The organism is Synechococcus sp. J7-Johnson, from assembly GCF_024345795.1.
Classification (GTDB): Bacteria; Cyanobacteriota; Cyanobacteriia; order PCC-6307; family Cyanobiaceae; genus Regnicoccus_A.
Genome location: NZ_JAGQBU010000021.1, coordinates 1 through 21,268 on the forward strand (window position 1 = coordinate 1; position 21,268 = coordinate 21,268).

Here is a 21,268-nt window from a genome sequence, read left to right on the forward strand (position 1 = left end):
ATGGCCTGCAGTTGCTGAACCTCGCCATCGCTGAGGACCAGCGGTGGCATCGGACGACCAAGCGCCACGGAGCACCTCGGGAGATACTCCGCATTCTAGAGGTTATTTCCGGGACGGCACACTAGCGCCAGCGATTTTAAGGTGAGACAGTTCAATTCCCAGTTAAACAGGCCCGGTGTTAAACTCGGGAGAGACAAACCGCTAAAGCGCCTGCTACGACTGGCTGCTGGTCTGTCGAGCATCCCAGTTAAACAAGGCCGGTAAGTGCCGGTAACCCCTCGGCAAGGTTGCATCTCGGCAGAATGAGCCCATGGAAGCAGTCACATTCTCCGAAGCAGCCCGCCGGGTGGGCATCTCCAGGGCCACGTTGTACCGCTGGCGAGCCAACGGTCTGTTGGCCGCACCGCATCTGCGCAGTGATGGGCGCCTGGAGATGGAGCCACCGGGCGCTATATCACTGGCGAAATACTGCGAGTGCATGAAGCAATATCAGTTCCGTTACTGATTGCGCCATCTGCGTTTTATTGACCGCACACAAATCATGAAATCCAAACTCAGCGCCCCTGCAGGGCACCCGCCGGGGCCGCCGCCGTCATGGCTGTGGTAGCCGCCTCCCATACCCCCGGCGTCGCGGGCAGCCCAGCGTGCCGGCAGCCGCGCCCACGGCCATTACATCGCGCCGCCGCCTGATCTGCCACAGCGGTAACTGCCAGTAAAGATGACGCCCCTGCCGCCGATCTGGTGGCCATCACGAACGTAGCTGGACCGATGGCGTTTTCTGGAGGCGGTGGATTGATCCAGACCAACTCCGGGTGTCGCCAACAGCGGGTGCTTCGACTCCAGCGACGGGGGTGCCGCTGACGTGACTGCTCGTAAACGCGGGCGCGATGACGGCAGAGTTCTTCGGGCTCGCCGCTGTGGCGCTGGTGGGGGGTCACGAACTGGATGGCGCTGTGGCAATGCCGGTGGATGTACCAGTCCACGAATCCCGCCACCCACAGGCAGGCAGCGTCTTTGCTGCGGGTGGGGGCGCCGGGGGTAGTCCGGCCGGTATTTCACGGTGCGGAACAGGGACTCCGAGTAGGGGTTGTCGTTGCTGACCCGTGGTCTGGAGAAGGACCTGAGCACACCCAGCTCCTCCAGCCGGTTCTCCAGAGTCGCGGCCCGCATCGCATTGCCGTTGTCGGCATGGAGCATCAGCGGCTGGGGGCGGCTGCGGCTGATCCGCTCCCGCAGGCAGGCACGACCGACCAGGTCAGCGGCGATCTGGGCGTCTTCCCGTTCGGCAACGTCCCACGCCACCACTTTTCGGCTCCAAACGTCGACGACCAGATAGAGGTAGAGCCACACTCCCCGCACGCTGGTGGGCAGGTAGGTGATGTCCCAGTTCCAGAGCTGATTCGGACCATCTGCCCGCAGGCGTGGCACGGGACGGGACTCCTGTGGTGGGCGAGCCCACCCCCGGCGATGGGCCTGACCAAGGGCATGCAGCACCCGGTAGAAGCTGCGCTCTGACATTCCGCTCAAGAAGAAGGCTGCCGAGAGGGCGGTAGACGAATGGGGGTCTCCCGGGAAGATCCGGAAGCTGACACCATCCGACGACGGCACACCAGCTGAGGCTCAGTCAGGGGATGCCAACATGTGTCTATTCGTTCGGGTCACTGCAACCAGTGACAGGTCATGCAGACCTTGCGGCTGCGTGTCTTGAGCAGAACGCCCTCGTCGAGGTAGGACCAGTCCTCGATGGACTCCTGCTGATCGCCGGAGGAACGAGAGCGGGGCGGCAGGCGGGAAGCCAACAGAGTATGGGATGCATACGCATGTACTAGCACTGATCAAGGCCGTCGCGTTGCTGCTACCGGCGCCCGTTCAGCTGGCGCCGGGGTCGCGCAGTATCCGCCGCCTGGCCTCGTCATGGTCCTCTCCTCTCACTCCTTCTCCTCAGGAGAATCGGTCGCTCTTGCAGATGCCTTCCGGGTTCGGCTGATAATGAATTACCCCTTACTTGCTGAACAACGATCAGGGCTCTGCACGGCTTACAGGGCGTGCGGCAAGGACATCGGGTGAAGCCCGGGCAATGTCTTAGGAACCCGGCATCAACCGCGGGGAAGATGTCGGGCCTGCAGGTTCCGCCTGTGCGTCGAAAGACCTGATAGCACGGTCGATCGCTGAGCCAGGAGGCGTGGGATTGAACTTGGCAGGACCGCCACTCAGCCTGTCCAGCACCCCCAGGATGTTGGTGGAACCGAGAGGCTGCCCCCCTCCGACCCCGGGCTTGACATAGTTGTCATAGACCTCACCCTCCCTGGGGGTAGTCCCGAAGGTCTGGCCATACCCCTTCTCCTGGGCAAATCCAGGATTGCTGGCCAATACGTTGATCAAGCTCGCGCAAAGGCTTGCGACTACAAGCTGGGCGTGGATGGACTGTGGGGATGGTCGGGCCATTGCCGAAAGTCAGATGCCGAATGACAGGCAGCACCAAGATGGTAATGAGCTGTTCCACGTAGCAGCTGATCAAGACAGAAGCCTCTGCCGACTTGTACCCCAAACATGGGCAACCTCGCCACGGTGCGGCTGCGCAACATGAGCGAAGTGCTGGGCCACTGGCGCACCTATGTGCCCCGCGACGACTTCCTCACCCAGCGGGGCGGCACCTTCCTGCTCGAGGCAGACGACACGCTTCTGTACAGCTACCAGGACCGCGGCATTCTCGGATTCTCGGAAACCATGGCCAGGCCGCTCAGCTTCCTGGATCCCTTTCTGGGCTGATCCCGGCGAAGCGACGGCCGCCTCAGCTGCGCAGGGTCAGGCCGAATCAGGGTCGAGCTGCAGGCTGAGCTGCAGCTGTTGATCACCGGCGGCATTCGCCGCCACTGGCCGCTGCCGCCGCTGCCGCCTGCCGCCACTCGCCGCCAGGCCGGAGCGGCGGGAGCCGTGCCTGCGCTGGATCGTATCGGCCAGCTCCTTGAAGCCCTGCTCCTGACGCCGCGCCCAGATCTTCTCCTTGGCCTGGCGGGCGGCGGCGGCGGGCTCCACGATCGGCAGTGGGTAGTGCACCCCGAGCACGCAGCCGACCAGCTGCTGGGTGACCACCGCCATCGTCCACGGCTCATGGATGTGAACGGCCGGCACGTTGCGCAGTTCCGGCAGCCAGCGGCGGATGAAATCGCCGTTGGGATCGTGCTCATGGCCCTGCTTGATCGGGTTGTAGATCCGGATCGTGTTGATGCCCGTGGTGCCCGACTGCATCTGGCACTGGCTCCAGTGGATGCCCGGTTCGTAATCGACGAACAGGCGGGCCAGGTGCAGCCCGCTCTGGCGCCACGGCAACCACAGCTGGTAGCTGGCCACCGACATCAGCATCGCTCGCATGCGGAAATTGATCCAGCCGCTGGCGATCAGGGCCCGCATGCAGGCATCCACGAACGGCAGCCCGGTACGCCCTTCTGCCCAGGCCGCCAGGCGCTCGGGGTCGCTGCTGCGCAGGCCGGCAGTGAGCGGATGGAGCTCGCGAAACTCCAGATCCGGCTGGCATTCGAGCTTCTGGATGAAATGGCAGTGCCAGTGCAGCCGCGCCTCAAAGCCCAGCGGCGCCTTGCGGAGGCGGCGGCTGCGCTGCACCACTTCCCGCATCGAGAGAGTGCCCCAGCTGAGGTGGGGCGACAGGCGCGAGCAGCTCTCGAAGGCCGTGAGCGGGCTGGAGAGCTCACGGTGGTAGCGAGAGCCGCGCTCGCTCAGAAAACTCTCCAGAACGGCCAGTCCCTGCTGCCGCCCCCCGAGCTGACGGCCCGGGCAGGGGTCAGGCGCCAGACCCAGTTCGGCGGCGGCGGGAACGGGACCGGGATCAAGGCTCCCCAGGCACGGCAGACCCGGTGGCGGCGGCGCCAGCGGCTCGGCCATGCGCTCCTCCCAGCGGCGTGCCCAGCCGTTGCGGCTGCGCAGGCGACGGATCACACCGAAGGAGGGAATCTGGGTCCAGGGGATGCCATGGCTCAGGGCCCACTGGGCCACCTGCCGGTCGCGGTCGTAGGTCCAGCCGTTGCCGGTTTCCTGATGGCTCCAGAGCCCGGCAATTGCGAACTGGCGGCGGGCTCGCTCCAACACTTCCAGCGCCGGGCCGATCCGCACCACCAGCGGCTGACCCAGCTCCGCCAGGGCCTGCCTGAGCTCCGCCAGGCTCTCGGCGCAGAAGGCCCACTGGCGCGCCGAGGCATCACTCTGCTGCCACAGCTCGGGTTCCACCACCAGCAGAGGCAGCACCGGGCCAAGGCGGCTGGCCTGGAGCAGCGGCTGGTGATCGGCCACCCGCAGATCCCGTTTGAACCAGACGATCTGAACCCGCTCGAGCACGGGGTTGATGCGCTTCAGCACCCCCGCAGATCGCAGAGCGTGTTCAGGTCGCCCCGGCCGGTCAGCCGCAGCCGCCAACGGGCCCAGAGCCCATAGAGCGCATCCACCAGCGGCCCGATCAACGGCCAGGCGGTGGGGGCGTAGAGCCAGCCCCAACCCACCACTCGGTAGGCCTCACGGAAGACGGCCACATCCTTGATCACCCGGCCGCCTGGGCCGATGGCGCGGATGCGGCCCATGGCCTCCCGGTAGCTGATCCCTGCATGGGCCACCGGGTCGTAATCGGCCGCATCGATATCGACGAAGCGGATCAGGCCGCGCCCCTGATCACGGGCCCGCAGGCTCTCCACCTCGCGCCGGCAGATGGGGCAGGCCCCGTCAAAAAGGAGGGTGAGGGCAGGTTCAGCCATGGATCAGCCAACGGGAGATGGCACCGAGCAGGGTGAAAGCAACCCCTTTATCAACGCTATCGGGATGGCACCGATCACTGCGCAGCGGAGCCCGCGGCAGGATCTGCATAGGGTGAAAGGCATGACGCCCAGCTCAACTCCGGCCCACACCTCCAGGCGCATCCTGCTCACCGGCGCCAGCTCCGGCATCGGCTATCAGGCGGCCCTGCAGCTGCGCCGCGCCGGCCACCAGCTCACGTTGCCGTGCCGGGATCCGGCCACTGCTGAGGCCACCCTGGCGCGTCTCGAACAAGACGAGCCTGCGGGGCCATCCCTGCGCTCACCGGTCTGTGACCTGGCCGATCTGGCCAGCGTCGAGCGCTGCGCCGCCGAACTGCTCGGGCTCGGTGAACCGATCGACAGCCTCGTGCTCAACGCCGGGCTCCAGTACAGCGGCGGCACCGAGCCGAGGCGATCAGCCCAGGGCCATGAACTCACCATCGCGGTGAACCACCTCGCCCACCAGGCCCTGGCCCAGCGGCTGCTTCCCCTGCTCGATGGCAGCCAGGCCCCTCGGCTGGTGGTCACCGCCTCGGAGGTGCATGACCCCGCCGCAGCCGGTGGCCGGGTCGGCCAGCCAGCTGGCCTGGGCGATCTGGCCGGCCTCAGGGCTGGGTCGGGCTTCGAGATGGTGGCTGGCGGCCTGCCGTTTGATGCCGACAAGGCCTACAAGGACAGCAAGCTCTGCAACCTCCTGTTCGCGCGCGAGCTGGAGCGGCGCCTTCAGGTGCGCGGCACACCGATGCCGGTGCTTGCCTGGAGCCCGGGCCTGGTGATCCCGCCAGGGAGCGGCGGCTTTTTCCGCTACAGCCGCCGCCACAACGAATGGGGCCAACGCCTGTTTGCCCTGGTGGCCCGTGACCTGCTGCGCATCACCGCAACGGTTGAGCTCGCCGGAGGGCTGCTGGCAGAGCTCGCCAGCGCTGATGTCCACAGCAGCCCAGGCTTCAGCTACCGCAGCAACCGGGTGGTGGGTCTGGGCCGCCTGCGCTTCGAGCTGAGCGAACCAAGCGCTGAAGCTCTCGATGACAGCCTGGCCGAGGCGCTCTGGGCGATCAGCGCCGAGCTGGTGGGTCAGAGCGCCGAACTGCCTTCGCCAGCTGGCGGGGCCAGTCAGCTGGCCGATCACCGGCCTTGAGCCTCAGGCTGGCCATCGAGCCGGCCAGCGGCCAACCACCTCGGGCCAGCACACCGGCCAGATGGGCCAGAACCGCCATCGCCATCACGCCCCAGGCGATCAGATGGAGGCTGTAGACGAGCTGGCTCAGGTTTCCCTGCCGCAACCAGTCCTCCTGCATCAGCTTGCCGCTGCCGATCGCCAGGGCCAGGGCGGTCAGCGCCAGCGCATTGCTGGCCCTGGCGAGCTGCCGCCGCCCCAGGGTGAAGGCATAGGCAGCGAACAGAACGGCCAGCGGCAGCAACGCCACCCCCACCGTGCCGTGGATATCGATCCACTCACCGGGCAGGCGGATCGGCAGCCGTCCCCAGCGCCCGTCGTACTGGCTGTAGACGAACAGACCGCTCAGCCAGGCCAGCACAACGCCGGCGGCGGTGGTTCCATGCAGCAGCCGCAGCAGGGAGGGTTGGTAGGGACGGGCCATGGCGGATTCAGGGCGAACGCTCAGCGGCTGGATGGGGAGCCAGCTGCCAGGCCAGCAGCAGGGCGATCACCGTGATGGCCAACAGTATGAGGATCTGGGCCGGCAGCAGGGGCGCCAGGTTCAGCAGCTGCTGAAGGCCCGGCAGGGCCAGCACCAACAGCCACAGGCCGATGCCGATGCCTGGACCGACGGCGGTGATCGCTTCCCTGGGATCACCGTTGAGCCACACCAGACCCCCACCGGCGAGCAGCAGCAGGGAGAACACCAGGCTGCGGCGTGATACAGCGTCGGTGTCGGGCCAGAAGGCCAGCACCAGGGCGGCCACCACCAGCACCGTTCCCTGGCTGAGGGCCTGGCGCCAGATCTTTGGACCGAACAGGGGCGCCTCCGGCGGGCGGGGCGGTTGCCGCATCAGGCCCGGAGCGGGCGGCAGCGCCTCGAACACCACCGTGCAGGCCGGATCGATCACCAGGTGCAGCAGGGCGATGTGCACCGGCAGCAGGATCAGCGGCTGGCCACTGAGCAGCGGCACCAGTCCCAGGGCTGCGATCGGCAGGTGAATGGCGAGGGTGTAGCCGAGGGCCCGGTGCAGGTTGGCGTCGACGCGGCGGCCCAGTTCCAGGGCCCCAACAAGATCGCTGAAGGCGTCGCCCAGCAGCACCAGATCGGCGGATTCGCGCGCCACGGCGGTGCCGCGTTTGCCCATCGCCACGCCGATGTCGGCGGCCTTGAGGGCCGGGGCGTCATTGACGCCATCACCGGTCATCCCCACCACCTCACCGGCAGCCTGCAGTGCGCGCACCAGCTGCAGCTTCTGCTGGGGCATCACCCGGGCGAACACCGACACCTCGCGGATGGAGGTAGCCAGCGCCTGCGGTGAGAGGGCTTCCAGTTCCTGACCACTCAGCACCGGACCGGGCGTCAGGCCAGCCTGATCGGCGATCGAGCGGGCCGTCACAGGGCTGTCTCCCGTGATCATCACCACGCGAACGCCGGCACTCCGCGCCGTGGCGATCGCCGCCGGCACATCCGAGCGCAGCGGATCCGCCAGGGCCAGGAAACCCACCGGCTCAAACAGGTAGCCATGCGCATCGTCTGGCAGAGCACCGCTGCTTGCGAACGGCTGCCCGTCGTGAACCGGCGCGCCATCTAGCCCGCGTGCCACCGCCAGCACCCGCAGCCCCCTGGCGGCGAGTGCATCGGCAGCGGCCAGCAGTGTGGAGCTCTGCCCACCATCGAGGTGGCACAGATCGGCTATCGCCTCGGGTGCCCCCTTGGCCGCCAGCTGCAGGCCGCCCTCGCCGTCCCGCCAGAGGCGGGAGAACACCAGCAGATCACTCTGCAGCGGGTATTCGCGCTCCAGGGGCCAGTCGGGGTGGAGGTGTTCGGTGCCACCGAGATGGTCGGCAGCCAGGCGCTGGATCGCCAGTTCCATCGCATCCACCGGATCGCCGCGGCTGGAGAGCACCGCCAGTTCCACCAGAGCGTGAAAGGGTTCCTCCAGGGTCTCCCCGGCACTCCAGCCCTCCAGCGCTGGCCAAGTAAGAAGTTGCTGGACCCCCATACGGTTCTCCGTGAGGGTGCCGGTCTTGTCGACGGCGAGCACCGTGGCGCCCCCGAGGCTCTCCACCGCCGCGGGCCAGCGGGCCAGCACCCCGATCCGGGCCAGGCGCAGGGCGCCCAGGGCCAGGAACAGAGCCAGCACCACGGGAATTTCGTTGGGCAGCACCGCCAGGGCCAGGGCCAGGGCGGCGAGCAGGGCCTGGGGCCAGTTGCCGCCCAGCCCCCCCTGGAGCAGGGCCAGGGCCGCACAGAGCCCCAGGGCCAGAACCGTCAGGCGCCCGGTGAGGCGACGGGTCTGACGCTGCAGACGGGTGGGCGGCGGTTGCACCGTGGCCAGGCTGCTGCCGAGCCGGCCCAGTTCGGTGGCATCGGCCACGGCCGTCACCTCCGCCCAGCCGCGGCCGCCCGCCACCAGCGAACCCGCCAGAATCCGCTCCCCGCTCCTGGAGCGGGCGACCGGCAGGGATTCACCCGTCAGCAGGGACTCATCCAGCCACAACCCCACCCCCTCGGTGAGCTCGGCATCGGCCACCACCCGATCGCCTTCCTCAAGGCGGAGCAGATCGCCCAGACGCACCTGCTCGACCGGCAGCTCGAGAGTCTTGCCAGCACGGAGCACCCGGGCGCGGGGCGCCGAAAGCCGTGCCAGTTCAGCCAGGGCGCGGTTGCTGCGTTGCTGCTGAACTGCATCGAGCAGGCTGATGCCCAGCACGAACAACAGCAGGATGCCGGCGTCGACCCATTCCCCGATCAGGCCGTAGATCAGGGCGCAGGCCAGCAGAAGCAGGTTGCTTGGCTCCAGCCAGCTCATACGTGCTCCGGATCTGACTTCTTTCTGAAAGCATGTTGCGTGAGCATCACCCGCTACCAGCGCCCCTCGCTTCAGATGCCTAACGACCAACTGCTGGCCTGGATCGGGAACAGGGGGAAACGCTGCACGGCCGGCGAAGCCGCAGCGCAGACGGGGCTCCCCCTAGCAGCTGTCGAGACACATTTGCTCGCTCTGGCTGTGGAAGCCGGAGGTCGACTGCAGGTCGGAGAGAACGGCACCATTTTTTACAGCTACCCACCACAGCTGCGCGGTCGTCTGCTGGCCCGCTCCTGGCGGCGACGGCTGCTGGCTGCAGCACGGCGTGGCGTCCTGCTCATGACGAGATTGATCCGGCTGAGCTTCGGGGTGGTGCTGGTGGTGGTGACCAGCCTGGTGGTCATGGCGGTGATGGTGGTGCTGATCGTCCGCCTCCTGAACAGCGAAAAGGGAGGAAATATCGCCCTGTCTCTCCTGCAGGCCTTGGCCCAGGTGCCGGGAAGCATTCTCCAGCTGCTGGTGTCCGGACTGTCTACCGGTTCTGCGGGCAGCGGCACGACGCCGACACCGGCAGAGCTCTGGCACCTGCTCTGGGATCTGCCGGGAGAGGGAACAGCTGCGGGATCGATGGGATTCCTCAGCGCCGTGTTCTCGATTCTCTTCGGTGACGGTCATCCAAACGCACGCCTCGAGGAGATCCGCTGGCGCCGCATCGTCGGTTTCCTGCGCCTGCACGGCGGCGCCGTGATCGCCGAGGACCTGGCCCCGCTGCTGGAGCTGCCGCCATGTCCTGACGATCGCGAGCGGGCGCGGGACCTGGCGGATGCCGCAATGCTGCCTGTACTGCTGCGCTTCGACGGCCGTCCCGAGGTCAGCGAGGACGGCGAGCTGATCCATCGCTTCCCGGAACTCCCGACGATGCCAACTGAGGGTTCAGTCCCCGTTGCCCCTGCCCCGCCCCTGCGCGAGCGCCGCTTCCGCTTCAGTAGGGCGGGACAGGAGCAGCGCATTGCCTACGGCATCGTCGTCACCGCGCTGCTGGTCCTATCGCCGGTGCTGCTCGGGCCAACTCCCAGCTGGCTGCCGCCACTGGCCTGGCTGGCGCGCTTCGCCATCGGCTACTCCGTGCTGCTGCTGCTCGTGCCGCTCATGCGGCTGCCGCTGCTGCGGTGGCGCAACCGGTCGATCGCCGTCCGCAATGCCAGGCGGCAGTCGTGGGCATGGGCGGCGGGCGAACCTTCTGCGCAGCGACAGCAGCTGCGCACTTTCGCCCGCAGCTTTGCCCCACTGAATGGAGACGCTGGCATGGGAGCGGCCACGATCGTCTACGACAGCGGCGTCGATCTGCTGGAGCAGTCGATCGAAGATCTGCGCGACACATCCAGCCCAGAGTGAGACTCCAGCAGCTGACCGCCGCCAGGGCTTTCTGCTGCTGTTGCCGCGGAATGCTCGCTAACTTGTACAAACATGTCTCCGGGAAGATGCCTCTCCCTAGCACCGTCCATGGGGGATTTCTGTGGGCAGCATCTGGAATCGTGCTGGCCTGTGGATCAATGGCGCCTGCACCTGTGCTGGCTCTACCAGGAGAAGACAGCAGCGAACTGCAGCGAAACTGGCGCGCTGCCACCACCATTCTTCCCCGTCCACAATTCGAGCAGAAGACCGCCCCTGACTATCCTGATCTGAGCTCCCAAGGTTCCGCAGCTGGGGGGCGACTGATCTTCACTGCCTTCCTCAACAGCAACCGGATTTCGGAGAGCGAAACGATCGACTACAGGCCGGATGCCTGTGAAAACAACCCTTACTGCTCGGGCCAAGTCATCTTTGAGAAGAGTGGGAACGAGCTTGGACATCTCCTCATTGCAGATATCTTTGGATCTGAAGTTCTAGATGATTTTGTGAAATCAGTTCCTGTAAGGACCTTCAAAGATCCAGGGGATGGCGCCGGCCAGGTCACAGCTTTTTATGCGGGTCGCCGCTTCAACTACACCACCTTTGTCCACAGTGAGCCTGGGCGAACCAGGACGATCTCCCACTTCACCGTTCTGTTGAAAGACGATGCCGAGCTGCAGCGCCAAATCCTTCTGATGGAGGCCTGCGCCAAACCCGGAATGGAGCGTGATCCTCTCTGCAACGCCCCCTGATGGACGAGAAGGGGAGATCGGCAAGTGCCCCGCGCAATCCGTGGCCCCTCAGACCAGGATCGGTTCGTTTGAGCTGCGCAGCACACAGTGCTGAATGCTCCAGTCGTACTGCGCCCAGACCGTTTCGGGCAACAGGAAGCTGGCACCGGGAAAGGGAGTGAGGCGCACACCGCTGGGGCGGGCGGAGCAGTAAGGGCGGCAGCCGGGGCGGGCCAGGTACTGCTGGTGGTGGGTTTCGGCGAAGTAGAAGGGTTTGCCGGCCAGCAGTTCGGTGGTGATCGCCGGAAAGCCGGCGGCGCTGAGCTGCTGCTGGTAGTGACCGCGGCTGGCGCGGGCCAGCTCGGCCTGGGCCTCGGTGCTGGTCACGATCGCCGAGCGGTACTGGCTGCCGCTGTCGTTACCCTGGGCCATGCCCTGGGTTGGGTCGTGGCATTCCCAGAACAGCTTGAGCAGATCGGCGAAGCCCACCTGATCGGTATTCCACACTACCCGAACCGCTTCGGTATGGCCGGTGCGGCCAGAGCAGACCTCCTCGTAGGTGGGATTGGGGGTGTGGCCGCCGCAGTAACCCACGGCGGTGGTGATAACGCCGGGCAGTCGCCAGAAGCCCTTTTCCGCCCCCCAGAAGCAACCGCAGCCGAACAAGGCCTCCTCCTGGCCGGGCTGCAGCGGCGCCTGCAGGGGAGTGCCCAGGACCACATGCGTGCGGGTCGTGGGGATCGGGGTGTCGCGCCCCGGCAGGGCCTCTTCAGCCGAAACGATTCGGCCCTTGGCCCCGCCGGTGACCTGGTTGAAGAGTCCGAACATTGCCGCTTAATCAAGGCTCAGAGCCTAAGCAGCGCGATCCGCGGCCGGAGAAGGATCGAGGGCGATGTGGTTGAGCAGGGTGGTGGTGAAAGCGAACAGCAGGAAGGGCAGCGAGAGCACCAGGATCACCCCCACCCCCACAAGGGCGAAGATCGGTTTGCTGGAGCCCATCAGAGCCAGCCCCGCCGCCAGACTCACGAAAATCACCAGCATCCAGACCAGCACCTGGCCGTAGATGTCGCCGAAGGTGAGCGTGCAGCGCAGGTTGTAGCCCTTGGGGTTCTCCATCGTCCTCGCGGGATCTGCCTCAGCTAAGCCCCTCCCCGCGAGCTTGTCTGTGCTGTTCAACAACTCGTGCGAATCAGACCACCTGCTGCAGCCTCTCCTCCGCCTGCTCCCGCTCCCACAGGCGGCGGTAAGTGCCGGGGATAGCCACCAGCTCCTGGTGATGGCCCTGCTGCACCAGACGGCCGTCCTCCATCACCAGCACCCGGTCACAGGCGGCGGCGGCGGAGAGCTGATGGCTGATCATCAGAATGGTGCGCCCCTTTTCGGCACGGATCGAATCAAGAATCGCTGCGGCCGTGTTGTTATCGACGCTGGCCAGGGCGTCGTCAAGCACCAGCAGGGGAGCTGAGACCAGCAGGGCCCGGCCAAGAGCCGCCCGCTGGCGTTGACCGCCACTGAGGGTGATGCCCCGCTCCCCCACCAGGGTCTGGTAGCCATCGGGGAAGCCGCGGATGTCGCCGGCGAGGCGGGCCTGCTGGGCAGCCGCCTCCACCCGCGCGTCGTCGGCCTCCGGGTCGCCGTAGCGCAGGTTGTCGGCCAGGGTGGCGGTGAACAGGTAGCCCTCCTGGGGCACCAGGGCCACCTGGCGGCGGAGGTCATCGAGGCTGAGGGCGGTGACATCGACCCCATCGAGGAACAGCTGCCCCTCGGGCACCTCCACCATCCGCCCCAGGGCCCGGGCCAGGGTGGTCTTACCGCAGCCCACCGGGCCCACCAGCGCCACCAGTTCTCCTGGCCGCAACTGGAAACTCACCTCCTTGAGGGCATCGCGCTGGGCGCCGTCGTAGCGCACGCTCAACCCCCGGGCCTCCACCGCTCCGCGCCCGACCCTGGCCGGCGCCTGGGGCACGGGCGGCGAGACCACCCGCGGCTGCCGCGCCAGCAGCTCCTCCACCCGCTCCAGGCTCACCTGGCCGGTCTGGAAGGTGTTGAGAGTGAAGCCCAGCAGGGCGGTGGGGAACACCAGCCGCTCCACGAACAGGATCAGGGCCACCAGATTGCCGATGCTGAGCCGGCCGCTCTCGAGCTGGCCGCTGCCGAGGGCCAGCAACAGCAGCAGGCTGATCGAGGAAATGCCCTCCAGCAGCGGGAAGAGCGTGCTGCGAGTCCGGGCCAGGGACAGCGCCGCATCGCGGTAGAGGTCGTTGCGGCGGGAGAAGGCCCCCTGCTCGTGGTCCTCCTGCCCATAGATCTTGATGGCGCTGATGCCGGAGAGGTCTTCCTGGATCAGGTCGCTGAGGCTGCCGAGTGCCTCCTGCTGGCGCCTCTGCTGACGCATCATCCGGCCGCCGAACAGGCGAACCACCATCAGCATCACCGGATAGAGCCCAACCGCCGCCAGGGTGAGCAAAGGGTCGATCGCCAGCATCGCCGGCAGGGTGAGGGCATAGGCAAGAGCCGTGTTGGAGAGGCTGAGCACGGCGAAGCCCAGCAGCCGGCGCACGTTCTCCACATCGCTGGTGGCGCGGCTGATCACTTCACCGCTGCCGGTGGCCTGCACCCAGCCCGGCTCCTGGCGCAGCATGTGATCGAACAGGCGCTGGCGCAGGTTGGCCTCCACCTGCCGGCCGACGCCGAAGACGAGCATGCGCGAGGTCTGGCGGGCGGCTGCCATCACGCTGGCGAGCAGCACGATCAGCCCCGCCTGACGCAGCACCATCGAGGCGGCGAAACCGTCCTGGAGGTCGTCGATGACGCCTCTGACAAGCAGCGGAATACTGACGCTCAGCAGGTTCACCACCAACAGGGCGGCGACACCTAAGTAGACCTCGCGCCGGTGGGGGCGGAGGTAGCGCCAGATCAGGCCCAGACGAATGGCGGCCATGATGCGGAGCAGATGGACCCAACCTAAGGATTTGCCTCATGGCCCCGTCCGACGGTTCCGCCGCCCGCTCCCAGGCCCATCCCCTCTATGCCACCGACCGTGAGCTGGTGGACGGCCTGCTGGCGGCCCAGCAGCCCAGCGACGGCCAGCTGACTGATCTGGCCAGGCTGCTCAACCGATACGACGGCTTTCCCGGCGCCGATGACCTGCAGGAGGATCTCAGCAAGACCCTGCGCCTCTGGGGCCTGAGCCTGGAGGAGCTGCATCAGCGCACCCGCGCCATCTGGGCACAGGGCTACCGCCCCGGAGCTGTGGTGGGTGCCGAGGCGGTGGGCAGTGGCTTCGACACCGCCTCGACCGAGGGGTAACGAACCGAGGGGTAACGAACGGTGAGCAAGGGCACGGCCGGTGCCTTGGCTGGCCGCAGCGGAGCGTCGCAGGGGGAGATAGTGGAGATTCCCCATCACCCGGCCCGGCGTGCCTCGCACCCGGGCTTTTTTCTGACCGCGCCTCCCACACCGCGCCTCAACTACCTCCCTCTCACACCGATGGCTGCTCCCTCCCCCTGGCCCACCCTGCTAGAGCAGCTGCTGCAGGGCCAGGCGCTCTCGGAGCCGCAGGCCACGGCCTTGATGCAGGGCTGGTTGTCGGGGAGCCTGGAACCCGAACTCACCGGTGCCCTGCTGGCGGCCCTGCGCTGCAAGGGGCTGAGCGGCGAGGAACTGGCGGCGATGGCACGGGTATTGCGGGAGGCCTCCTGCCTGCCTGGTGAGCGCCCGCCCCTGAAGCTGGTCGACACCTGCGGCACCGGCGGCGACGGGGCCGACACCTTCAACATCTCCACCGCCGTGGCGTTCGTGGCGGCTGCCTGTGGCGCGACGGTGGCCAAGCACGGCAACCGCAGCGCCAGCGGCAAGGTGGGCTCCGCCGATGTGCTCGAAGCGATCGGCCTCAACCTCAGGGCCGATCCCCATACGGTGGTGGCCGCCCTGCCCAGCAGCGGGGTCACCTTCCTGTTCGCCCCGGGCTGGCATCCGGCGCTGGTGGAGCTGGCCCCCGTGCGTCGGCGCCTGGGGGTGCGCACCGTCTTCAACCTGCTCGGCCCGCTGGTGAATCCCATGCGGCCGGAAGCGCAGGTGCTGGGGGTGGCCAAAGCGGAGTTGCTGGAGCCGATGGCCGATGCCCTCGCGCTGTTGGGGCTGGAGCGAGCGGTGGTGGTGCATGGCCACGGCGGCCTGGATGAGGCCTCCCTGGCGGGTGTCAATCAGCTGCGGCTGGTGGAGGGGGGCACGGTGCGTGCCCTGGAGGTCGACCCCCAGGAGCTGGGCCTGGAGCTGGCCCCGCTCTCGGCACTGGCCGGCGGAGATCTCGAGACCAACCGCCGCATCCTCGAAGCCGTGCTGCGCGGGCAGGGCAGCGCCCCCCAACGCGAGGTGGTGGCCCTGAACACGGCCCTGGTGCTCTGGGCCGCCGGGCTGGCCGACTCAGTGCCAGAGGGGCTGGAGCAGGCCCTCGTGGCCCTCAGCGGCGAGGGCCCCTGGCAACGGCTCGAGCAGCTCAGAGCGGCCCTGCAGGGGCCGTCTTCAGACAGCTGAGCGCCGCCTGGGAGATGATCCATTCACCTGAGCATTCCCCCTTGAGCGCTGCAGCCCCGGCATCGGCCAGCACCACCGACCCTGCCAGCGCCAGCCAGACTGCCAACGAGGCCGTGCTGGTGCTGGCCGATGGCACCCTGCTGCGGGGCACGGCCTTCGGAGCGCGTGGGACCGCAGTCGGTGAAGTGGTGTTCAACACCGGCATGACGGGGTATCAGGAGGTGATGACCGATCCCAGCTACTCCGGTCAGCTGGTGACTTTCACCTACCCGGAACTGGGCAACACCGGCGTCAACCCGGAGGATCAGGAGGCCGATGCCCCCCACGTGCGCGGCGTGATCGCCCGCCAGCTGGCGCCCACCCCCAGCAGCTGGCGCAGCCGGGGCGACCTGCCCAGCTGGCTGGCTTCCCACGGGGTGGTGGGCATCGCCGGCGTGGACACCCGCGCCCTGGTGCGCCACCTGCGCGAGCGGGGTGCCATGAACGGCGTGATCTGCAGCGATGGCACCTCCCCCCGCGAGCTGCTGGAGCTGGTGCGGCGCAGCCCCTCGATGGAGGGACTCAACCTGGCTGCGCAGGTGAGCACCCCCAGCGCCTACGCCTGGCAGCAACTCTGCGCCACCGGTTTCGATCAGCGCCTGCAACCCTCGCCGGAGAAGCCGTATCAGGTGGTGGCCATCGATTTCGGCATCAAACGGGCCATCCTCGAGCGGCTCACGTCCCATGGCTGCGCGGTCACGGTGCTTCCAGCCGGCGCCACTCTCACCGAAGTGCTGGCGCTGGAGCCGGAGGGGGTGTTCCTCTCCAATGGCCCTGGCGATCCGGCGGCGGTGGCGGAAGGCATCGCCCTGGCCAGGGATCTGCTCGGGCACGCCGATCTGCCGGTGTTCGGCATCTGCCTGGGCCACCAGATTCTGGGCCTGGCCCTGGGCGGGCGCACCTTCAAGCTCGCCTACGGTCACCGCGGCCTGAACCATCCCTGTGGCGGCGATGGCCTGGTGGAGATCACCAGCCAGAACCACGGCTTCGCGCTCGAGGCCAGCTCACTGCCCCAGGACCTGGTGGAGATCACCCACCACAACCTCAACGACCGCACCGTGGCAGCCCTGCGCCATCGCCATCAGCCGGTATTCGGTGTGCAGTACCACCCAGAGGCCAGCCCCGGCCCCCACGACGCGGATCACCACTTCGGCCGGTTCGTGCGCCTGATGGCCGAGCGGCGCCCCTGAACTCAGGGCCCAGGTGTTGCAGCTCCCATCCCTGCTTACACTTCAGCGTCTTGATTCCCGCGAGGGCTGGAACGATTCCTGAACTGCAACGGTTGACCGTATCCCTGCGGGGCGGCTTCGAGCGACGGGAGAATTGTCTGCTGTTCAGCTTCACCGGCCAACTCGACGCCTACTCCGACAAGCAGTTCCGCGAGTTCATCACCGAACACCGCGGCAGCGATCAGCGGGCGGTGCTGCTGGATCTCACCCACATCGACTTCATCGATTCCTCCGGACTGGGGGTGCTGGTCCAACTGGCCAAGCAGTGCGCCGATGCCAAGGTGGCCTTTGTGATGGTGGGCAATGCCCGGGTGATCCAGACGGTGAAACTGGTGAGGTTGGAGCAGTTCCTGCACCTCCAACCCGATCTGGAGACGGCCCTGGCCGCCCTTGCCAAACCCTGACCCCGACGGCCAGGCCTGGCTGCGCCAGATCCAAAGCGATCCCCGGCATCTGCTTCAGCCCGAGCGCCTCGGTGCCCTCCAGCTCGCCTGGCTGGGGGATGCGGTGTGGGAGCTGCACCAGCGCCTGCGCCACTGCCACCAGGCAGGGCGCCCGGATGAGCTGCACCAGGCGGTGGTGGCCCAGGTGCGGGCCCGGGCCCAGGCCCGCGCACTGGAGCGTCTGGAGCCGCTGCTGAATGAACGGGAGCGCGAACTGGTGCGCCGCGGCCGCAACCGGGCCGGCCGCGGCCCTCGCGGCGGTGATCCGGCCAGCTACGGCCGGGCCACGGGATTTGAGACAATGGTGGGCTGGCTCTTTTTGCGGAATCCCGAGCGGCTTGCCCAGCTTCTGGATCATCTGGACGAGACCGACCTTTCTGACCCTTTGCCGAGCGACCCATGAGCCAACGTTTTGAGGGCCGCAGGCCCAAGGGTGCCGGCTCCGGTGATCGCCCTTCCGGCGGAGCAAGGGGAGGCAAACCCTCCCGCTTCGGCAGCCCCCGTCCCGAATGGCGCGGCTCCGGTGGCAGCGGCTCCGGTGGAGGGTCCGGTGGCAGCTCAGAGCGCGACAGCCGTGACGGGCGTGCGGGGCGGCCCCAGGACAGCCGTGGCGGCTACCGGCCGGACGCCCCCCGGCGTGAGAGTTTCCAGCGCCCCCAGGGGGAGGCCCGCCCAGCGGGCCGTCCCACTCGCGTGATCGGCACCCGCCCCGCGGCACGGCGCTTCGACGACCAGCGCCCGGGAGCGGGACGGCGGCCTGAGGGTCGCTACGAAGGCAAACCTGAGCGCCGCCCAGCACCCTCGGGCCGCTCCGAAGGGCGACCGGAGGGTCGTCCAGAAGGCCGCCCTGAGGGCCGTCCTGAAGGCCGTCGCCCCAGCTTCGGAGCACCGCGCTTCAGCCGACCCGATGGGGACAGGCCCCGCTTTCAGCCGGGACGTCCCCCCGGCCGCACGCCCCGTTTCAGCGAACCGGAGGCGCCAGGACCCGAGAGCAGCGGCAGCTCCGAGCGGTTCGGCGCCGAGCCCGCCGACGACCTGATCTGGGGCCGCCACTCCACCCAGGCCGCCCTGGAGGGTGATCGTCCGATCCACCGCATCTGGTGTACCCCGGAGCTGCGCTTCGCTCCACGCTTCCTGCAACTGCTGCGCGATGCCAAGGCCAGTGGCGTGCTGGTGGAGGAAGTCACCTGGGCTCGCCTTGGACAGATCAGCGGCGGCGCTGTCCACCAGGGCATCGTGCTGCAGGCCGCGGCGGCAGAAACCCTGGATCTGGCCAGCCTGATCGACGGCTGCCGCGGCATCGGCGAAGCGCCGCTGCTGATGGCGGTGGACGGCCTCACCGATCCCCACAACCTGGGGGCGATCGTGCGCAGCGCCGAGGCCCTTGGCGCCCATGGCCTGGTGCTGCCCCAGCGGCGCAACGCGGGCCTCACCGGCTCGGTTGCGAAGGTGGCGGCCGGCGCCCTCGAGCACCTGCCCGTGGCCCGGGTGGTGAATCTCAACCGCTCGATCGAGCAGCTCAAGGACGCGGGCTACCGCGTGGTGGGCCTGGCCGAGGAAGGCAATGTGAGCCTGATCGAAGCTGATCTCGATGGTCCCCTGGTGGTGGTCACCGGCTCTGAGGCCGATGGTCTCTCGATGCTCACCCGCAAACACTGCGACCAGCTGATCCGCATCCCCCTGCGCGGCGCCACCCCCAGCCTGAACGCCTCGGTGGCCACCGCCCTGCTGCTCTACGAAATCGCCCGACGGGGCTGGATGAAGACCATCAGCGGCAACGCCCCGGCTCCGCGACTGGTGCGGCCCCAGGTGCCCACCACCGCAGCCGCCAGCAGCAGCCCAGCCCTGGAAACCACTCAGGAGCTTGAGGCTTCCCTGAGCGACAGCGAATCAGGCACGACAACCGATGCCTCGATCGAACCTGCACCGGAGACAACAACCCCAGATCCGGAAGCAACAGCTCAGATCGTTCCAACCGGGGAGGCCGACACTCCGTTTGAGCCAGCCCCGGAGGCCGACGACTCGTTCAATCCAGCTCCGGATGCGAGCAGCGTGGGCGAGATTGAGGAAGTGATTGAGGAAGTGATCGATCAGGAGATTCAGGCGGACCCACAACAAGTCATCCAGGAGCCAACCGAGGACGTGATCCAGGACGAGAGTCCGGAGGTTGCTGCAGAGGAACCCGCCCCTGGGCTGGACCTGCGGGTGTCCCTCCCGGAAGAGATCGAGCTGGGTTTCACACCCGCCACCGGCTCGCCGTTCCAGGGGGACATCCGCCTGTGATGCATCGGCCCCTGCCTGCGCCGGATTCGATACGGGGGCGGGGCCCTTCGATCGGCACAATGGTGCGGTTCGCCACGGTTCGATGAACCCCTTGATTCGGCTGCTCAGAGGCATGGCCAACGGTCTTGGGGTGGCCTGGTGGGCGCGGGTGGAAACCCAGGCGCCGCACGTCGTCTACTGGTTCGGGCCGTTCGTGCGCCGGGAGGATCTGGAGGCGAAGCTTCCTGTTTTTCTCGGCGATGTGAGCAATGAGCAACCGGGTTCGATGGAGCACGAACTGCTGCAGGTCCGCCGCGGTGAACCCCTCACCGAAGACCTGGACCCTGGCTGATAGCGTCGCTCGATGCAAGGCAAGGGCTGATGGGGATCGCCGAGTGGCGTGGGCAACTGGAGCGCGGCGAGATGTCGGCCCGGGAGCTCACCGACCAGCATCTGGCCCGGATCGAGGCCGTCGACGCAGAGCTGCATTCCTTCCTGGAGGTCACCGCGGAGCGGGCCCGCGCCGATGCTGACCGCATCGATGCCGCCCGGTCGGCTGGCGACACCCTGCCGCCCCTGGCCGGCGTCCCCCTGGCGATCAAGGACAACCTCTGCACCAAGGGCATCCGCACCACCTGCTCCAGCCGGATGCTGGAGCACTTCGTGCCCCCCTATGAGTCCACCGTCACCGAGCGGCTCTGGCAGGCCGGCGGAATCCTGATCGGCAAGACCAACCTCGACGAGTTCGCCATGGGCAGCTCGACGGAAACCTCCGCCTTCGGTCCCAGCCGCAACCCCTGGAACCCCGAGCGGGTGCCGGGCGGCAGTTCCGGTGGCAGCGCCGCTGCCGTGGCCGCCGGCGAATGCGTCGCATCGCTGGGCTCCGACACCGGCGGCTCGATCCGTCAGCCGGCCGCCTTCTGCGGTGTGGTGGGCCTCAAACCCACCTACGGCAGGGTGAGCCGCTGGGGTCTGGTGGCCTTCGCCAGCTCCCTGGATCAGGTGGGGCCATTCAGCACCAGCGTGGCCGATGCCGCCGAGCTGCTGCAGGTGATCGCCGGTGAGGACCGCCGTGATGGCACCTGCCTCAAGGCACCGGTTCCCGACTACCGCGCTGCGCTGCAGAAGCCTGTGAAGGGCCTGCGGGTGGGGCTGGTGAAGGAATGCTTCGAGGCCGACGGTCTCGATCCCCAGGTGAAGGCCTCGGTACTGGCGGCCGCCGCCCAGCTGGAGGCCATGGGCTGCGAGCTGGTGGAGGTGAGCTGCCCCCGCTTCAACGACGGCATCGCCACTTACTACGTGATCGCCCCCTCGGAGGCGTCGGCCAACCTGGCCCGCTACGACGGCGTGAAATACGGCTACCGCTCCGAGCAGGCCGGCAGCCTGGCGGAGATGACGGCCCGCAGCCGCGCCGAGGGCTTCGGTGATGAGGTGCAGCGCCGCATCCTGATCGGCACCTATGCCCTCTCGGCCGGCTATGTGGATGCCTACTACAAGAAAGCCCAGCAGGTGCGCACCCTGATCCGGCGCGACTTCGACGCCGCCTTCACCAAGGTGGACGTGCTGCTCACGCCTACCTCCCCCACCACCGCCTTCCGCTTCGGCGCCCACGCCGAGGATCCTCTGGCGATGTACCTGGCCGATCTGCTGACGATCCCGGCGAACATGGCCGGCCTGCCGGCCATCAATGTGCCCTGCGGCTTCGACGACAGCGGCCTGCCGATCGGCCTGCAGCTGATCACCGGCGTGCTCGAGGAGCCGCTCCTGCTGCAGGTGGCCCACAACTACGAGCAGGCAGCCAGGGTGATGGAGAAGCGGCCCGCCGCGGCCCTGGTGCCCTGAGCCAGCGGCCAGCTGACACCACA

General features: G+C 67.8%; 21 protein-coding genes and 1 pseudogene. 13 read left to right on the plus strand and 9 right to left on the minus strand.

Annotation, left to right across the window (positions count from 1 at the left end):
- Nucleotides 1-310 precede the first annotated feature (310 nt).
- Entirely contained in the window at nucleotides 311-505 is a 195-nt protein-coding gene (locus KBY93_RS11000) for a helix-turn-helix domain-containing protein (RefSeq protein WP_255094448.1), read from the plus strand.
- 164 nt (nucleotides 506-669) lie between these two features.
- Here the strand turns inward: KBY93_RS11000 and KBY93_RS11005 are convergent, their stop codons facing one another.
- Nucleotides 670-1,518 carry a DDE-type integrase/transposase/recombinase gene (locus KBY93_RS11005; RefSeq protein WP_255094483.1) on the minus strand — a complete coding sequence of 283 codons (849 nt, stop codon included), beginning with the start codon at nucleotides 1,516-1,518 and terminating at the stop codon, nucleotides 670-672.
- A gap of 140 nt (nucleotides 1,519-1,658) precedes the next feature.
- Nucleotides 1,659-1,799 carry a hypothetical protein gene (locus tag KBY93_RS11010; protein ID WP_255094449.1) on the minus strand — a complete coding sequence of 47 codons (141 nt, stop codon included), beginning with the start codon at nucleotides 1,797-1,799 and terminating at the stop codon, nucleotides 1,659-1,661.
- Between the two features lie 760 nt (nucleotides 1,800-2,559).
- On the opposite strand from KBY93_RS11010, the pseudogene KBY93_RS11015 reads away from it, so the two are divergent.
- Nucleotides 2,560-2,769: pseudogene (locus tag KBY93_RS11015) on the plus strand (hypothetical protein); the annotation flags it as partial.
- Nucleotides 2,770-2,805: 36 nt separating this feature from the next.
- On the opposite strand, the gene KBY93_RS11020 reads toward KBY93_RS11015, so the two are convergent.
- Both KBY93_RS11020 and KBY93_RS11025 read right to left on the minus strand, forming a co-directional pair.
- Nucleotides 2,806-4,371: a deoxyribodipyrimidine photo-lyase gene (locus tag KBY93_RS11020; protein WP_255094450.1), complete on the minus strand. Its 1,566-nt coding sequence runs from the start codon at nucleotides 4,369-4,371 to the stop codon at nucleotides 2,806-2,808.
- Complete coding sequence (locus tag KBY93_RS11025) at nucleotides 4,365-4,760, minus strand: thiol-disulfide oxidoreductase DCC family protein (RefSeq protein WP_255094451.1); 396 nt, start codon at nucleotides 4,758-4,760, stop codon at nucleotides 4,365-4,367. Before KBY93_RS11025 ends, KBY93_RS11020 begins: the two co-directional genes overlap by 7 nt.
- Nucleotides 4,761-4,881: 121 nt before the next feature.
- Here KBY93_RS11025 and KBY93_RS11030 point away from each other — a divergent pair, with 121 nt between their 5' ends.
- Nucleotides 4,882-5,937, plus strand: a complete 1,056-nt coding sequence (locus KBY93_RS11030) for an SDR family NAD(P)-dependent oxidoreductase (protein ID WP_255094452.1) — start codon at nucleotides 4,882-4,884, stop codon at nucleotides 5,935-5,937.
- Here KBY93_RS11030 and KBY93_RS11035 read toward each other — a convergent pair.
- Both KBY93_RS11035 and KBY93_RS11040 read right to left on the minus strand, forming a co-directional pair.
- Nucleotides 5,855-6,400 (minus strand): cytochrome b/b6 domain-containing protein, encoded by a 546-nt coding sequence (locus tag KBY93_RS11035; RefSeq protein WP_255094453.1) that lies wholly within the window; start codon nucleotides 6,398-6,400, stop codon nucleotides 5,855-5,857. The genes KBY93_RS11030 and KBY93_RS11035 overlap by 83 nt on opposite strands.
- 7 nt (nucleotides 6,401-6,407) lie before the next feature.
- A complete protein-coding gene (locus KBY93_RS11040) occupies nucleotides 6,408-8,774 on the minus strand; it encodes an HAD-IC family P-type ATPase (RefSeq protein WP_255094454.1) in 2,367 nt (788 codons plus the stop codon).
- A 39-nt stretch (nucleotides 8,775-8,813) separates the two neighbouring features.
- Here KBY93_RS11040 and KBY93_RS11045 point away from each other — a divergent pair, with 39 nt between their 5' ends.
- Both KBY93_RS11045 and KBY93_RS11050 read left to right on the plus strand, forming a co-directional pair.
- Nucleotides 8,814-10,166 (plus strand): hypothetical protein, encoded by a 1,353-nt coding sequence (locus KBY93_RS11045; protein WP_255094455.1) that lies wholly within the window; start codon nucleotides 8,814-8,816, stop codon nucleotides 10,164-10,166.
- A 158-nt stretch (nucleotides 10,167-10,324) separates the two neighbouring features.
- Nucleotides 10,325-10,915, plus strand: coding sequence for a hypothetical protein (locus tag KBY93_RS11050; RefSeq protein ID WP_255094456.1), 591 nt, complete (start codon nucleotides 10,325-10,327; stop codon nucleotides 10,913-10,915).
- A gap of 48 nt (nucleotides 10,916-10,963) precedes the next feature.
- Here the strand turns inward: KBY93_RS11050 and msrA are convergent, their stop codons facing one another.
- From msrA to KBY93_RS11065, 3 genes are all read right to left on the minus strand, one after another.
- Nucleotides 10,964-11,722: a peptide-methionine (S)-S-oxide reductase MsrA gene (msrA, locus tag KBY93_RS11055; RefSeq protein ID WP_255094457.1), complete on the minus strand. Its 759-nt coding sequence runs from the start codon at nucleotides 11,720-11,722 to the stop codon at nucleotides 10,964-10,966.
- Nucleotides 11,723-11,746: 24 nt separating this feature from the next.
- Complete coding sequence (locus KBY93_RS11060) at nucleotides 11,747-12,010, minus strand: hypothetical protein (protein ID WP_255094459.1); 264 nt, start codon at nucleotides 12,008-12,010, stop codon at nucleotides 11,747-11,749.
- Between the two features lie 73 nt (nucleotides 12,011-12,083).
- Complete coding sequence (locus KBY93_RS11065) at nucleotides 12,084-13,835, minus strand: ABC transporter ATP-binding protein (protein ID WP_255094460.1); 1,752 nt, start codon at nucleotides 13,833-13,835, stop codon at nucleotides 12,084-12,086.
- A 38-nt stretch (nucleotides 13,836-13,873) separates the two neighbouring features.
- Between KBY93_RS11065 and KBY93_RS11070 the strand changes: the two genes are divergently transcribed.
- The 8 genes from KBY93_RS11070 to gatA all read left to right on the plus strand — a co-directional run bounded on the left by KBY93_RS11070 (nucleotide 13,874) and on the right by gatA (nucleotide 21,245).
- Nucleotides 13,874-14,203 carry a DUF3288 family protein gene (locus KBY93_RS11070; RefSeq protein WP_255094461.1) on the plus strand — a complete coding sequence of 110 codons (330 nt, stop codon included), beginning with the start codon at nucleotides 13,874-13,876 and terminating at the stop codon, nucleotides 14,201-14,203.
- Nucleotides 14,204-14,383: 180 nt separating this feature from the next.
- Nucleotides 14,384-15,430, plus strand: coding sequence for an anthranilate phosphoribosyltransferase (trpD, locus tag KBY93_RS11075; RefSeq protein ID WP_255094484.1), 1,047 nt, complete (start codon nucleotides 14,384-14,386; stop codon nucleotides 15,428-15,430).
- Between the two features lie 14 nt (nucleotides 15,431-15,444).
- Complete coding sequence (gene carA / locus KBY93_RS11080; protein WP_255094462.1) at nucleotides 15,445-16,659, plus strand: glutamine-hydrolyzing carbamoyl-phosphate synthase small subunit; 1,215 nt, start codon at nucleotides 15,445-15,447, stop codon at nucleotides 16,657-16,659.
- A gap of 92 nt (nucleotides 16,660-16,751) precedes the next feature.
- A complete protein-coding gene (locus KBY93_RS11085; protein WP_255094463.1) occupies nucleotides 16,752-17,102 on the plus strand; it encodes an STAS domain-containing protein in 351 nt (116 codons plus the stop codon).
- A 19-nt stretch (nucleotides 17,103-17,121) separates the two neighbouring features.
- Nucleotides 17,122-17,544: a ribonuclease III domain-containing protein gene (locus tag KBY93_RS11090; RefSeq protein WP_255094486.1), complete on the plus strand. Its 423-nt coding sequence runs from the start codon at nucleotides 17,122-17,124 to the stop codon at nucleotides 17,542-17,544.
- Nucleotides 17,541-19,424, plus strand: coding sequence for a 23S rRNA (guanosine(2251)-2'-O)-methyltransferase RlmB (gene rlmB, locus KBY93_RS11095; protein ID WP_255094464.1), 1,884 nt, complete (start codon nucleotides 17,541-17,543; stop codon nucleotides 19,422-19,424). Before KBY93_RS11090 ends, rlmB begins: the two co-directional genes overlap by 4 nt.
- A gap of 82 nt (nucleotides 19,425-19,506) precedes the next feature.
- On the plus strand, nucleotides 19,507-19,755 hold the full coding sequence (locus tag KBY93_RS11100; protein ID WP_094555668.1) for a DUF1816 domain-containing protein: 249 nt from the start codon (nucleotides 19,507-19,509) through the stop codon (nucleotides 19,753-19,755).
- A gap of 29 nt (nucleotides 19,756-19,784) precedes the next feature.
- Entirely contained in the window at nucleotides 19,785-21,245 is a 1,461-nt protein-coding gene (gatA, locus tag KBY93_RS11105; RefSeq protein WP_255094465.1) for an Asp-tRNA(Asn)/Glu-tRNA(Gln) amidotransferase subunit GatA, read from the plus strand.
- The last annotated feature ends 23 nt before the right edge of the window (nucleotides 21,246-21,268 follow it).